Origin of the sequence: Salinarimonas sp., from assembly GCF_046292825.1 — a bacterium.
Taxonomy (GTDB): Bacteria; Pseudomonadota; Alphaproteobacteria; order Rhizobiales; family Beijerinckiaceae; genus Salinarimonas.
In genome coordinates, this window is the sequence record NZ_JBKBQG010000001.1 from 92,991 (window position 1) to 106,212 (window position 13,222).

The following is a 13,222-nucleotide window of genomic DNA, read 5'->3' on the forward strand; positions in this document are numbered from 1 at the left end:
TCGCAAGTACCTCGGGCGGTCCGACCGCTCCCAGAGCCGCCGACCCGGGTAGGGGTCGTTTCCTGTACATGAGTGACCCAAACCGCTCCCGGCGTCCACGAGATTCGCGGCCGGTCCGAACGAGTCTTTTGCGAATGCTTAATCCATGTTGCGGCGCCGCAACATCTCCCGGTCGGCGGCGCCGGTCGCGCAGCGCGCGGTCGCGAACCGTAGGCGAGCCCTCAGAACCCCACCCCTCGCTCCATCTCCTCCACCACCTGGACGAGATAGCGTCCGTAGCCGTTCTTGCCGAGCGCGCGGCCCAGCGCGAGCATCGCGCTCTTGTCGATCCAGCCCTTGAGATAGGCGATCTCCTCGGGGCAGCCCACCTGGGTGCCCTGGCGGTGCTGGAGGGTGCGGACGAAATTGGCGGCGTCGATGAGGCTCTCGTGGGTGCCGGTGTCGAGCCAGGCATAGCCGCGGCCCATGCGCTCGACCTCGAGCGAGCGCTCCTCGAGATAGATCTGCAGCAGGCTGACGATCTCGAGCTCGCCGCGCGCGGAGGGGCGCACGCGGTGGGCGCGCTCGGGCGCGCGCCCGTCGAGGAAGTACAGGCCCGTCACCGCGTAGCTCGAGGGGGGCACCGCCGGCTTCTCGACGATGGCCTGCGGCCGCCCGTCCTCGCCGAAGGAGACGACGCCGTAGCGCTCGGGATCGGCGACGCGGTAGCCGAACACCGTCCCGCCCGTCGCCCGTCGCGCCGCCGCCTCGAGCAGCGCGCACAATCCGTGTCCGAAGAAGATGTTGTCGCCGAGCACCATCGTCGAGGGAGCGCCGTCGAGGAACTCCTCGGCGAGGAGATAGGCCTGGGCGAGCCCGTCGGGGGAGGGCTGCGCGATGTAGTCGAGCCGCAGCCCCCAGCGCGACCCGTCGCCCATCAGCCGCCGGAATTGGGGCTGGTCCTCGGGCGTGGTGATCACCGCGATCTCGCGGATGTCGGCGAGCATCAGAACGCTGAGGGGGTAGTAGATCATCGGCTTGTCGAACACGGGAAGCAGCTGCTTCGACACGCCGGTCGTGATCGGATAGAGGCGCGTCCCCGATCCACCTGCCAGGATGATGCCCTTGCGTTTCGTCACGATACCGCTCCCGTCTCCCGCAGCACGCGTCCGAGCCCCGCGCGCCAATCCGGCCGCGTGACGCGAAAGCGCGCTTCCATGGTCGCGCAGCACAGTCTCGAATTGAGCGGGCGGCGGGCCAGCGTCGGGTAGTCGGCGCTCGCGACCTCCTCGACCCGCACGGCGCGCCCCGCCTCGGCGAGGATCGCGCGCGCGAAATCGGCCCGGCTCACGTCCGGCGCGCCCGCGAAATGGTAGGTCCCCGACGCCGCCCCGTCCTCCGCCAGGCAAGCCGCGACGCGCACGATCGCCCGCGCGATCGCCTCGGCCGGCGTCGGCCCTCCGATCTGATCGGCGACGACGCGGACCGGGTCGCGCGTCCGCGACAGGCGTAGCATCGCGTGCACGAAACCGCCGCCCTGGGCGGAGAAGACCCACGACGTGCGGATGACGGCGTGCACGCCGCCCGCCTCGCGCACGCCGATCTCGCCCTCGCGCTTCGTGCGCCCATAGGCGTTGAGGGGCGCGGTCTCGTCGTCCGGCGCGAAGGGGCGCGATCCGCGGCCGGAGAAGACGTAATCCGTCGAGAGGTGGACGAAGGGCAGGCCCCGCGCGGCCGCTGCCCGCGCCATCGCGGCCGGGGCGCGCGCGTTGACGGCGCGCGCCGTCGCCTCGTCGGTCTCCGCGCGGTCCACGTCGGTATAGGCGGCGGCGTTGACGACCGCGTGGGCGTCGGCGCGCGCGACGAGGGCGGCGCAGGCGTGCGCGTCGGCGAGATCCGCGTCCGCGCGTCCGAGGAAGACCGCGTCCGCGTGCACGCCCGCCAGCGCGCGCGCGACCTGCCCCGATCTGCCGAAGACGAGGAGCTTCATCGCAGCCCGAGCCTCTCTCCGACCCCCGTGCGGGCGAGCAGCGGGCGCCACCAGGCCGCGTTGTCGAGATACCAGCGGACGGTCGCCCGCAGGCCGGCATCGAGATCGACCTCCGGCCGCCAGCCGAGCTCCTCGCGGATGCGCCTCGGATCGATGGCGTAGCGGCGATCGTGACCGGGACGGTCGGCCACGAAGGCGATCTGCGCGCGATAGGGCCGGGCGCCGGGCGCGAGTTCGTCGAGGATGGCGCAGATCCGCTCCACGAGATCGATGTTGCTGATCGCGCTCTCGCCGCCGATGGCGTAGGAGCGCCCGACGGCGCCCCGCGTCAGCACGAGCAGCAGCGCCCGCGCGTGATCCTCGACATAGAGCCAATCGCGCACGTTGCGGCCGTCGCCGTAGACCGGGATCGGCTCGCCGGCGAGCGCCCGGAGGATCACCACCGGGACGAGCTTTTCGGGGAAATGGAAGGGGCCGTAATTGTTCGAGCAATTGGTGACGAGCGTCGGCAGCCCGTAGGTCTCGTGCCAGGCGCGCACCAGATGATCGGAGGCAGCCTTGGACGCCGCATAGGGCGAGCGCGGATCGTAGGGGGTCTCCTCGGTGAAGGCCCCGGTCTCGCCGAGGCTCCCGAACACTTCGTCGGTGGAGACGTGGAGGAAGCGGAAATGCTCGGGCCGGCCGCGCTCGATCCAATGGGCGCGGGCCGCCTGCAGGAGCGTGCAGGTCCCGATCACGTTCGTCGCGACGAAGGCGTCGGGGCCGTCGATCGAACGGTCGACGTGGCTCTCGGCGGCGAGATGCAGGACGGCGTCCGGCGCGTGGCGGGCGAAGACGCGATCGAGCGCGTCGCGATCGCGGATGTCCACCCGCGCGAAGGAATAGCCCGATCGTCGCGAGACGGCGGCCACGTTCTCGAGATTGGCCGCATAGGTGAGCGCGTCGAGGTTCACGACCTCGTGCCCCTCGGCCATCGCGCGCCGAACCACGGCCGAGCCGATGAAGCCCGCGCCCCCGGTCACGAGGAGCTTCATCGCGATCCCTCCCAGACGAACGGGCTGCGAAAGGCGGCGAAGTCCGGCGCCTGCGCGTCGCGCTCCGAGACGATGGGATCGGCGATGCCCGCCCAGCCGAGGTCGAGGGCGGGGCTCTTCCAGTGCACGCAGAGCTCGGCCTGGGGAGCGTAATGATCCGAGCACTTGTAGACGATTTCGGTATCGGCCTCCAAGGTGACGAAGCCGTGCAGGAAGCCGACCGGCACGAACAATTGCCGCCCGTTCTCGGAGCTCAGCTCGATGGCGACGTGCCGGCCAAAGGTCGGCGAGCCGACCCGCACGTCGACGGCGACGTCGAGGAGCCGCCCGCGCCCGCAGCGCACGAGCTTGGCCTGCGCGTGCGGCGGCGCCTGGGCGTGCAGGCCGCGCAATGTGCGGGCCCGCGGCGAGAGCGAGTGATTGTCCTGGACGAAGTCGATATCGATGCCGAGCCGGATGAAGGCACGCCTGTTCCAGATCTCCGCGAAGAACCCGCGATGATCTCCGTGTCGATCGGGAACGATCAATCGACAATCCGGCAGCCCGGTCTCGTGGATAATCGGCACGACGCCTCCGAAACGGGCGAAGTTCTGACAAAAGCGAGCGGCAGGCCGGCTTTCGCGCGGCCGAGGAGAGGAGATTACCACCACGACAGCCGAATTCAGCTTTATTTCGGGGACCCTGGCGACGCCCCCGCAGCAAGCGCGTTCGCTATCTAAGATTGTTGTGCGCACGCGAAGGGTTGACCGTCAGGGATGCGAAACTTAAAAAACCCATGGAACGCGATTTGGGGGGAATGCGCGAAATGACCGTCCTGCGCCATGCGAGGCACCTCGCGATCGCCGCTCTGATCGTCGCCGTTTCGGGTGCCGATGGCCTCGCCCGCGACGCGGATCCGATGGCGGGGCTCGGCATGGCGGCGATACGGGCGACGCTCCTCGAAGGACGGGACCCGCCCGGCGGCGCCTCCCTCGACGAGGTCGTCGCAGCGCTCGAGGCCCGCGACGACAACCCGCAGATCCTCCACGTCCTCGGCCTCGCCTTCGCCGGCGACGGCGTGGTCGAGCCCGATGCCGATCGGGCGATCCGCTATCTCGAAGCGGCCGCCGATGCCGGACATGTCGGCGCGCTCCAGCGGCTCGCGCGGCTGTTCGAGAACGACACGCTCGTCCCCGCGGACGCCGCGCGGGCGCTCGCCTATCGCGAGCGGGCCGTGGCCGCGGGTCAGATCGCGGCGGCGGTGCCGGCGGCGCGCCTCCTGATCTCCGGCGGTCCCGGTCTCGAGCCCGACACGGCGCGCGCCGAACGCCTCCTCGAGATCGCGGCGCAGGCGGGCGACGACAATGCCGTGCGCCTGCTCGACAGGCTCCGGGCGCCGCGGCCTCTGCCGTTTCGCGAGATCCGCGCCGCGCTCCTGGACGGCGAGCCTGCGCCGGAGGGCGCGAGCGTCGAAGAGATGATCGCCGCTCTCGAGGCCATGGAAGGGAACGGCAGCGCTCTCTTCGTGCTCGGATCCGCGTTCTTGGGCGAGAGCCCGGACGTCGCGCGCGATGTCGACCGCGGCATCGGGTTCCTCGAACGCGCCGCCGCTGAGGGCAATCCGCATGCCGCCATCCGTCTCGCGCGCCTGTTCGAAGACGGCACCCTCGTCGAGGAGGACGCCGCCCGCGCGCTGGCTTTCTACGAGCGTGCGATCGACATCGGAGGAGACCGCGCCGTTCTCCCCGCGGCGCGTCTCCTGGCGAATGGCGGCCCCGGCCTCGAGCCGGATTCGGATCGGGCGGTGGCGCTGCTCGAGCCGCTCGCCGGCCAGGGCGACGAGGCGGCCGAGCGACTGCTCGCGCGCCTCACCGCGCCGCCGCGGCTGCCGCTCGGCGCGATGCGCGCGGCGCTCCTCGACGGCGAGCCGGCGCCGCAGGGCGCGAGCGTCGAGGAGATGATCGCGGCCCTCGAGGCGATGGAGGACGACGCCGGTGCGCTGTTCGTGCTCGGCCGCGCCTTCGCCGGCGAGGGCGTTCTACCGGCCGATCCGGCCCGCGCGCTTCCGCTCCTCGAGCGCGCGGCCGACCTCGGCAATGTCGGCGCCATGCTCCGCCTCGCCCGCATCCACGACGAGGGCGAGCTCGTGGCGCGCGATGCGGGCACCGCTCTGACCTGGTTCGAGCGCGCGGTCGCTGCAGGCCAGACGAACGTCGCGATGACGGCGGCGCGCCTCGCGCTCGCGGGCGGGCCCGGACTCGAGCCCTCCGTCGACCGCGCGGTGCCGCTCCTCGAAGCGGCCGCCGATGCGGGGTCGACGGACGCGCAGGTCCGTCTCGCCGATATCTATCTCGGCCCCGAGGGTCCCAACGATCCCGCCGCCGCGATCGCCAAGCTTCAGGCGGCGGCCGATGCCGGCGACGGCCGCGCGGCGATGGCGCTCGGGCGGCTCTACCGCAATGGCGGTCCGGTTCGCGCGGACGCGACCCGCGCGCTCGCCGCCTTCGAGCGCGCTCGCGCGCTCGGGGTCGACGCCGCGGCGGTGCAGATCTTCGACATGCGCCTGAGCGCGGGGCGTCGCGACGTCCGGCGCATCCGCGAGGCGAGCGCCGCCCTCGAGCGCGAGGCGCAGGCCGGCAATGCGGCCGCGATCCTGCGTCTGGTCAACTTCCAGCGCACCGGCGTCGGACGCCTCGTGCCGGGGAGCCGCAGCGCCGCGATGCGCACGCTCGAGGCCGGTCGCGCCGCGCTGTCTCCTGCCGCCTATCAGCGCGAGCTCGCCATCCTGGAACTCGCCGGCGCACGCTCCCTGTCCGAGATCGGCGAGATCCAGGCGCTCCTCGACGCCGCCGAGCCGCGCGATCGCGTGCGTATCCTGCGCGCCTCCGCGCGGGCGAACCCCAACGCCTTCGTCTATTTCGTGCAGGCGCGGCTCCTCGAGACCGGGCATCTCGACGGCCGCGTCACCGGACTGCTCGATACGCGCACGATCCGGGCGATCAACCGGTTCTGCGTCGAGAACGATGCCGCCGCGGCCTGCCGCACCGGGCCGCTCTCGGGCCCGGCGGTGCGTTTCCTCTCGGAGACGCTCTGACGCGCGAGGGCGGGCCTTCGCCGCCCTCGCACCAACCGCGTCTACACGCGAAGGATCTCGAGGCAGCGCGAGGGCGCGAGGAACGAACCTGCGGTGTCGCGATTGACGCGCACCTGCTGAATGATACCGCCCCTGTCCGCGACGAGGGTGACGTTGCAGACGAGCGAGATTCGCTGGCGATCCGAAGCAACGATCCCGCGCCCACCGACCGAGTAACGGGCAAAGCCCCCGCGCCACCGATGAGCCGTGTTTCCGTTCGGCCTCACGCGGCTGTCCTGCGCCTCGCCGTGGGCGGCGAAGAACTCGCTCGCCGGGCGGCCGACCCAGGCGGCCGCGATCCGCTCGGCGGTCGCGGCGTTGCGGGCTTCGTCGGTCTGAGCTCCTGTCACCGCTCCGGTCTCTGCCGCGGCGAGCGTGGCGGAGCCTTCCTGCTGCGCCGTCTGGCATGCGGCGAGGGTGAGCGCGAGCGCTGCGATCGTCAGAATGCGTGAGGGCATGCGGATATCCCGTTCGTCTCGGAGGTTGGTGGGGGCGACGCGGTACTTTACCGACCCGGTCGCCCACGCTTCAACCCGCGAGCCGGATTTCGGGCCGATCGGTCGCCTGCTGTTGCCGCAACGCAACCCGTCCGCCGCCGGCGCGTCAGGACCCGCCTGCCCGTTCCGTGCGCACGCGCCGTCTCACCTCGGTGAGGAACGCTCTCTGGATTTCCTGCGGCTCGCCCTCGAGAGCGGAGACGACCAGCGGGCGCGCGCGTCCGGGAAGGGTCATGTAGATGTCCGCGAGGGTGCGCAGACCGAAGCGCGAGCGAGAGATCGCGAGGATCTCGCCCCGCGCCGCCTCGCGCAGCGTCTCCGGCAGCGCGTCCCACAGGATCAGCGCCAGCGGCAGCCGGCGCGCGGTGATCCAGAGCTCGGCCCGCGCGGTCTCGTAGCTGCGCGAAAGCGCGGCCAGCGCGGGCTCGGAGAGGCCTTCGGCCCGGATCAGGGTCTGTGCCAGCGCCGTCCAGGCGTCGGCGTCGTGCGGGGCGCGGGCGAGCGAGGCGCGCAGGATGTCGGCGCAGGACCCGAGCGCGGCCGCATAGGCCGCATGATCCTCGGTCGGCACCCGCGCCGCCTGCGCGGCGCAGGCCGCGTAGCCGGGCAGCCGCCCCGTCGAGCGCACCTGCACGGGGGTTCCGTCGAGCCCGAGATAACGCGACACGTCCGAGCCGACGCCGTCCCGGAAGACGCGCGTCTCGTGGGCGGCGACGAGGCCGACGCAGAGCGCGAGGCTCAAGCAGAGCACGAGGAGCGCCGCAGCCTGGAGCCCGTTGCGGGCGCTCTCCGTGCGCTCGTCGACCTCACTCGCCGTAGCCATGCTTGTATCCGTAGCCGCGATAGCCCGCCGAGCCGGCGCGGCTCATGTTGAGGACGGCGCAGACGGGCGGACCGCCCGGCGTGCGCAGGTCGCGCGCCGCGGCGATGGCGTCGGCGGGCGAGGTCGATCCCCAATGCACGACGTGCGTGACGATGTCGGCATGGCGCATCAGGATGCGGCCGTCGATCACCGGCACGAGCGGCGGGCTGTCGAGGATGATCACCTCGTAATGCTTGCGCAGGAGCACGATCAGCTCGACGAAGGCGTGCGAGGCGAGGAGATGGTCCGTCGCCTCGCCGCGGCTCGGCTTGCCGACGATCATGTCGACGCCCGAGCGCTCGTCGTGGCGGACGAGCTCGTTGGCGCTCGCCTCGCCGAGATCGCGGCGCAGGAAGTCGAAGATGCCGACGCGGATCTCGTTGTCGTCGGTGATGCCGGCGAGCCGCGCGAGATTGGGGCGGCGCAGGTCGCAATCGACGATCACCACCTTGCGGCGCGACGAGGCGTAGAGGCGCGCGAGGGACAGAGCGAGCGTCGACTTGCCCTCGCCGGGAACGGCGGAGGTCACGAGGATGGTCAAGGCCTCCCCCGGAGCCGCCGCGCCGTCGAGCACGAGGCGCCAGCGACGCAGCGCCTCGGTGAAGGGCGAGAGCGGCCGCGCGACGACCTCGTCCTGCGGACGATGCGTGTTCGAGCCGAGGAAGGGGATCGTCGTCGCCACCGGCAGCTTGAGGAGGCTCTCCACCTGCGAGGGGCTCACGAAGCCCGTGAAGAAGAATTCCCGCATCAGGCCGAGACCGCCGCCGAGCGCGAGGCCGACGAGCGCGGAGATCGCGAGAAACAGGTTCGTCGGCGGGAAGCTCGGCACGATCGGCGGCACGGCCTCGGAGATCACGCGCGCGTCGGGCACCTGCACGTCGCTGCCGATCTCGGCGCGCTTGAGGAGGTCGAGCGCGACGCGGTAGATCGCGCGCGCGGATTCCGCTTCGGTCTGCAGGCGGAAGAGCGCGACGCTCGCCGAGCCGTTCTGGTCGCCGAGCACGGAGCTCAGACGCTCGCGCGCCGCGCGCTCGCGCGCCTCGATATCGGCGATGGAGAGGGTGAGCGTCGCGTCGAAATCCGTGGCGAGGCTCGCGATCTGGACGTCGAGCTCGGGCGCGACCGTCGGCGCGGCGCGGGTGCGCTCCTCCATCAGGCGCGCGAGCTCGTCGCCGAGCGAGGCGATCGGGGCGGGCGCGGCCTCGGCGCTGGCGACCGAGCCGACCGCGGCGGCGGCGGCGGCGACGTCGCCGTCGCGCAGAGCCGCCCGCGTCGTCTCGAGCGCGCTCGCGAGCGCGCCGCGCTCGCGGCTCAGGCGCAGGACTTCCGCGTTGAGGTTCTGCGCCTCGTCGTTGTCCGTGCCGACGCTCGCGGCGATGAAGCGCGCGATCTCGTTCTCGATGCGCACCAGATTGGCGGCGATCTCCTCGACGCGCTGCGAGAGCGCGCTCGAGGCGTGGCGGGCGGACGCCGCCTTCTTCTCGACCTGGACCGCGATGTAGCTGTCGACGATGCCGTTGGCGATCTGCGCGGCGAGGCGCGGATCGGCGGAGGTGAAGGCGACCTCGAGGTTGAAGGTCTGGCCGATGCGCGAGACGCGCACCTGGTTCGCCAACGAGTTCACGAGCTGGCTCTCGCGCCGAGCCTCGCCGGGCTCGGGACGCGCGCCGAGCACCGCGTCGCGGGCGCGGGAGAGGAGCGAGGGGCTCTGCTCGAAGGCGGGATGCTCCGCGAGCCTGAGCTCACGCACGGTGCGCCGGATGACGCTGTCGGAGCGGATGACGTCGACCTGGCCCGCGACGAAGCCCGTCGAGGTCGCGAGCGTCATAGTGGGCATCTCGTTGTCGGTCATCCGCTGGGTCGCGGTGTCGACCTGGACGAGAACCCGCGCGGTGTAGAGCGGGGTGAGCTGGAAGGCGACGAGGAGCGTCAGCGCCATCATGGCGATCGCGGTCGCCAGGATCACCCAGATCTGGCGGCGCACGAAGCCGGTGATGGCCGAGAGATCGATCGTCCGCTCGGCCTCGAAATCCGGCTCCGGATCGCGGGGCGGATAATCGGTCGCCACGACCCGCAGCGACTTGGAGATCTCGTTCATCATGCACCTCGCTCCACAGGAGCAGCGTCGCCGAGGTCACCGCCTTGCCGGCCGCCCTCGGGGCACGTCGTCGGAAAGCTCAGCATGCAACTTCGATGCCCTGTTGCCGGGCGCCTTCCAAGAGGACGGCACCTAGGCGATTCGTCGCATACCCGCCAAGATCGACCGCGATCCGATCCGGGCCGAGGCGAATGGCGTCCACCGGCGTGTGCCCATGGACGATGCAGGCCTCGCACCGGAGTTCGGCATCCATGAATCCGTCCCTGATCCACAGGAGATCGAGGGCCGATTGGCGGGCGAGCGGCACGCCGGGGCGCACCCCCGCGTGACAGAAGAAATAGTCGCCGAGCCCGAAGGAGAGCCCGGTCCCGCGCAGGAACGCGCGATGCCGCTCCGGAACGAGCGCGGGCAGCCGCGCGAGGATCGCGTCGATCGCCTCGCTCGCCGAAAGCGGCAGGCGCAGCCCGTAGGAGGCGGCGGTCGCCCGTCCGCCATGCTCGACGAGGAACGCGGCCGCACGACGGTTCCCGTCGAGGGCGTCGAGCAGCATCTGGTCGTGGTTGCCGCGCAGGTGGACCCATTGGTCGACGACGATCGGCGGATCGACGAGGAGATCGAGGACGCCGCGCGTATCGGTCCCGCGATTCACGTAATCCCCGAGGCACACGACGATCACGCGCGCCCGCGGCAGCACGGTCTCGCGCGCCGCGATCTCGCGCAGCATCGTCGACAACAGGTCGCTGCGGCCGTGCAGATCGCCGATGACGTAGACCCGGGTGCCGTGTGGGATGGATCGCTCGGCAATCACTGCGTTTCAACTTGCTGGGCGCCCGCGAATGAGCAGATGTTTATGGCCGATTTCGAGAGGACGCGCTAGCGCGCGCGCGCAACACTCTGTCGGTTGGTTAAACGGCCCCGTGCCGTCGATCCTCCGGCAGGCTTCCCCGCCGCCAGCTCTGCGCGACCCCGAAGCCGAGGAGCGCCGAGAGCCAGAGCGCGTTCGCCTGGATCTGCAAGGAGAAATCGACGAGCGAATGCAGGGCGAAGAGCACGGCGGCGCCGATCGCGGCAAGCGGTGCCGCGTGGTCGCGCCGGCGCGTCCACAATGCGCTCGCCGCACGCGCCACCAGGGCGGCGAGCACCGCGAGGAGCACGGCCGTCATCGGCAGGCCGAGCGTCGCCGCGAGTTCGAGATAGGTGTTGTGCGCCTCGCCGAAGGTCCGGCCGCTCGGCAGGCCGGGCGGGCGCACTTCCGGGAACAGGGCGGGGTAGGCACCCGCGCCGCCGCCGGTCAACGGACGCGCGGCGATCGCGTCGAAGGCCGCGTCGTAGAGCTGCGCTCGGAAGGCGGCGGAGCGCTCCGTGTCCTCGAGCCGCTCGATCACCGTCGCGCCGCTGATCGCGAGCACGCCGACGAGAAGCACGGCCGCGCCGAGGACGGCGACGCGCAGGGCCGACCGGGAGCGGGTCGAGCGCACGCGCCAGAGCAGGAACACGCAGGCGGCGCCCGCGAGGCTCGCCGCGACGCCGGCCCGCGACCCCGTCAGCATGAGCGCGGACAGGAGCGCCAGCGACCCGAGGAGGACGAGACCGCCGCCGCGGGTGACCTCCTCCACCGCCGTGGCGCGCCCGAGACGCACGTCCCGCTCGTGCGCATGCGCGATCCGGTCGAACATGCCGACGATGAGCACCGCCCCGCAGACGAGACCCACGCCGAGGAGCGCGGCGAAGGCGTTGCGCGCGACGAAGGTCCCCGTGAGGACGCCCTCGTAGCCGAACCGCTCGAAGAAGAGGACGCGATCGGAGCCGGCGAGCGTCACGAGCAGGCCGTAGCAGGCATAGGCCACCGCGCTCCAGAACAGGATCGCGACACCATGTCGCGCGCGCGCAGGCGTGCGACCGAGCTGGAGCGCGACGAGGAAGACCGAGAAACAGGTCAGGGCCCGCAGCAGGGCGGCGAGCGTCGCGTCGCGGTCGACGCTGATCGAGCCGGCGAGGGAGACGCCGAGCGCGCGCGTCGCTTCCTCCCAGGTCGGATCGGCGAGCGGTCCGCCGATCGGTGCGAGCTGGAAGGCGATGTAGGCGCAGACGGCGACGCCGCCCGCGAGCGGCAGGGCGATCTTCCCGAACGGAACCGCCGGGCCCTTCCGCATGACGTCGATCGCGAGCGCGAGGAGAGCGAGCGCGACGAGCGTGCCGTTGACCACCCAGGCGATCGGCCGGTGCGAGCCCAGCATCAGGGGCGCCGTCGCCAGGACGGTTGCCAGGAGCACGAATGCCGCTTTCAGGTACATCGCCGAGGATCCGAGTGTGCGGCCGGTTCGCGCACGCCCCGCCATCGCATGCCGGCTATCGGCCCGCAACCGGGGCCGGATGGCATCCTTCCCCCAACGTCAATCCCAGGACGTCGCCACGACCGCCGCCGCGACGCCGGAGCGCACGAACACGTTCGGCCGCTCGGGCGACTGGATCGTCGCGAGGCGGAACGAGGCCGCGCCGAGCGGCAGCACCTCCTCCACCTGGTTGTCGAGAACGAAGTCGCCGCGATCGGTGCGCACGATCAGGACCGCATGGCTCGTCCCCCAGCCGTCGCGGCCGAGCGCGAGCAGAAGCGCGCTCGTCGGCCAGCCGGCGGCGAGGAGACGACGGCGCTTCTCGAGGGCGAAATCCTCGCAATCGCCGGAGCTCGCGCGGACCTTCCAGCGGTCCGGAACCCCGTCGCGATCGATGTCCGCGCGCCAGGTCATGGACGCGTTGACCGCGCTGTTGACCTGTTGGACCTGCGCGAGCAGGCGATCGGTCACCCGGACCGCGCCGGTCTCGTCGCGAGCGAGCCGCCCGCGCCGCACGGCGCATTCGCTCGGGAATTCGCGGCAGAACACGTGCGCCGCCACAGGCGAGATCGCCATCTCGCCGAAAGCCGCGCGGCTGCCGAGATACCGGCTGGGGTCCTGGAACCGAAACGGAAACGCCTCGGCGCCGGTCGCGACGAGCGTCCCGAGCGCCGTGAGCACGGCGAGCGCCGTTCCCTTGATTCGATTGCGCGTCATGTCAGCCTCCCGTTCCGTGGGCAATGAACCACGGGAGGCCGCACCACCGGCTTGCGATCAAGCGGACAATTGTAGCGAATTCAGACCCATGAAAACGAGAGCGCGCGGGTGGTTAACCCGCGCGCTCCGAAATCGGTGAGATTCGAGACTTCAGCTCGGGCTGCCCGAGGGCGGGGGCGTGAAGCCCGGGAACTGGACGTCGTCGCTGCTGCCGAGGTCCGGCGCGATGTCGCCGAGCGGACCGGGGCCGAAACCGGCGCCGGGACCGGCGGTCGGGTCGGTGAGCGCGCCGGCGAGCGCGACGGTCAGCGGGCTCGTCGGACTCGAGACCGCGACGACGGTGTCGACGATCTGGTTGACGACGGCGGGCTGCAGACCGGCGATGGCGCCGGCGAGCGAGCGGCCGAACGCGGCGTTGCCCTGGAACGCGGCCGCGAGGCGCGTGGTCGTCGCCTGGCACGCGGGCGTGAACCCGCTGGCGCAGACGCGGGCGATCTCGAGGGCCGCGGCTTCGGGCGTGACCTGGGCGACGGCACCGGTCGTGCCGGCCATCAACATACCGGCCGCAATGGCCATACCGAGCTTCTTCATGTGTCAACC

11 protein-coding genes and 2 pseudogenes are annotated in these 13,222 nt (G+C 71.7%); 2 read left to right on the plus strand and 11 right to left on the minus strand.

Annotated elements, in window-relative coordinates; translation table 11 throughout:
• Window positions 1-221 precede the first annotated feature (221 nt).
• Genes rfbA through rfbC form a run of 4 tightly spaced genes read right to left on the minus strand, consistent with a single transcriptional unit; the run spans window position 222 to window position 3,569 of the window.
• Window positions 222-1,118, minus strand: a complete 897-nt coding sequence (rfbA, locus tag ACK4UM_RS00440) for a glucose-1-phosphate thymidylyltransferase RfbA (protein WP_409794043.1) — start codon at window positions 1,116-1,118, stop codon at window positions 222-224.
• Window positions 1,115-1,969, minus strand: a complete 855-nt coding sequence (rfbD, locus tag ACK4UM_RS00445; protein ID WP_409794046.1) for a dTDP-4-dehydrorhamnose reductase — start codon at window positions 1,967-1,969, stop codon at window positions 1,115-1,117. The genes rfbA and rfbD overlap by 4 nt, the downstream gene beginning before the upstream one ends.
• On the minus strand, window positions 1,966-3,003 hold the full coding sequence (gene rfbB, locus ACK4UM_RS00450) for a dTDP-glucose 4,6-dehydratase (protein ID WP_409794050.1): 1,038 nt from the start codon (window positions 3,001-3,003) through the stop codon (window positions 1,966-1,968). Before rfbB ends, rfbD begins: the two co-directional genes overlap by 4 nt.
• On the minus strand, window positions 3,000-3,569 hold the full coding sequence (gene rfbC / locus ACK4UM_RS00455) for a dTDP-4-dehydrorhamnose 3,5-epimerase (protein WP_409794053.1): 570 nt from the start codon (window positions 3,567-3,569) through the stop codon (window positions 3,000-3,002). The genes rfbB and rfbC overlap by 4 nt, the downstream gene beginning before the upstream one ends.
• A 347-nt stretch (window positions 3,570-3,916) precedes the next feature.
• Between rfbC and ACK4UM_RS00460 the strand changes: the two are divergent.
• Both ACK4UM_RS00460 and ACK4UM_RS00465 read left to right on the plus strand, forming a co-directional pair.
• Window positions 3,917-4,690, plus strand: a pseudogene (locus ACK4UM_RS00460) (tetratricopeptide repeat protein); the annotation flags it as partial.
• A gap of 300 nt (window positions 4,691-4,990) precedes the next feature.
• Window positions 4,991-6,076, plus strand: a pseudogene (locus ACK4UM_RS00465) (tetratricopeptide repeat protein); the annotation flags it as partial.
• Window positions 6,077-6,117: 41 nt separating this feature from the next.
• Here ACK4UM_RS00465 and ACK4UM_RS00470 read toward each other — a convergent pair.
• From ACK4UM_RS00470 to ACK4UM_RS00500, 7 genes are all read right to left on the minus strand, one after another.
• On the minus strand, window positions 6,118-6,573 hold the full coding sequence (locus tag ACK4UM_RS00470; protein ID WP_409794056.1) for a hypothetical protein: 456 nt from the start codon (window positions 6,571-6,573) through the stop codon (window positions 6,118-6,120).
• Between the two features lie 145 nt (window positions 6,574-6,718).
• Window positions 6,719-7,435: a hypothetical protein gene (locus tag ACK4UM_RS00475; RefSeq protein WP_409794058.1), complete on the minus strand. Its 717-nt coding sequence runs from the start codon at window positions 7,433-7,435 to the stop codon at window positions 6,719-6,721.
• Window positions 7,419-9,575, minus strand: coding sequence for a GumC family protein (locus tag ACK4UM_RS00480; protein ID WP_409794060.1), 2,157 nt, complete (start codon window positions 9,573-9,575; stop codon window positions 7,419-7,421). The genes ACK4UM_RS00475 and ACK4UM_RS00480 overlap by 17 nt, the downstream gene beginning before the upstream one ends.
• A gap of 76 nt (window positions 9,576-9,651) precedes the next feature.
• Window positions 9,652-10,380, minus strand: coding sequence for a metallophosphoesterase (locus tag ACK4UM_RS00485; RefSeq protein ID WP_409794062.1), 729 nt, complete (start codon window positions 10,378-10,380; stop codon window positions 9,652-9,654).
• A gap of 97 nt (window positions 10,381-10,477) precedes the next feature.
• Window positions 10,478-11,866, minus strand: coding sequence for an O-antigen ligase family protein (locus ACK4UM_RS00490; protein ID WP_409794065.1), 1,389 nt, complete (start codon window positions 11,864-11,866; stop codon window positions 10,478-10,480).
• Between the two features lie 99 nt (window positions 11,867-11,965).
• Window positions 11,966-12,622 carry a transglutaminase-like cysteine peptidase gene (locus tag ACK4UM_RS00495; protein ID WP_409794068.1) on the minus strand — a complete coding sequence of 219 codons (657 nt, stop codon included), beginning with the start codon at window positions 12,620-12,622 and terminating at the stop codon, window positions 11,966-11,968.
• A 150-nt stretch (window positions 12,623-12,772) separates the two neighbouring features.
• On the minus strand, window positions 12,773-13,213 hold the full coding sequence (locus ACK4UM_RS00500) for a hypothetical protein (protein ID WP_409794071.1): 441 nt from the start codon (window positions 13,211-13,213) through the stop codon (window positions 12,773-12,775).
• Window positions 13,214-13,222 lie beyond the last annotated feature (9 nt).

Bases quoted from the DNA above. Each gene is read 5' to 3' on its own strand.
- rfbB (WP_409794050.1), bottom strand. From the start codon at position 3,003: ATGAAGCTCCTCGTGACCGGGGGCGCGGGCTTCATCGGCTCGGCCGTG.
- ACK4UM_RS00470 (WP_409794056.1), bottom strand. From the start codon at position 6,573: ATGCCCTCACGCATTCTGACGATCGCAGCGCTCGCGCTCACCCTCGCC.
- ACK4UM_RS00495 (WP_409794068.1), bottom strand. From the start codon at position 12,622: ATGACGCGCAATCGAATCAAGGGAACGGCGCTCGCCGTGCTCACGGCG.
- ACK4UM_RS00475 (WP_409794058.1), bottom strand. From the start codon at position 7,435: ATGGCTACGGCGAGTGAGGTCGACGAGCGCACGGAGAGCGCCCGCAAC.
- rfbD (WP_409794046.1), bottom strand. From the start codon at position 1,969: ATGAAGCTCCTCGTCTTCGGCAGATCGGGGCAGGTCGCGCGCGCGCTG.
- ACK4UM_RS00480 (WP_409794060.1), bottom strand. From the start codon at position 9,575: ATGATGAACGAGATCTCCAAGTCGCTGCGGGTCGTGGCGACCGATTAT.
- ACK4UM_RS00490 (WP_409794065.1), bottom strand. From the start codon at position 11,866: ATGTACCTGAAAGCGGCATTCGTGCTCCTGGCAACCGTCCTGGCGACG.
- ACK4UM_RS00500 (WP_409794071.1), bottom strand. From the start codon at position 13,213: ATGAAGAAGCTCGGTATGGCCATTGCGGCCGGTATGTTGATGGCCGGC.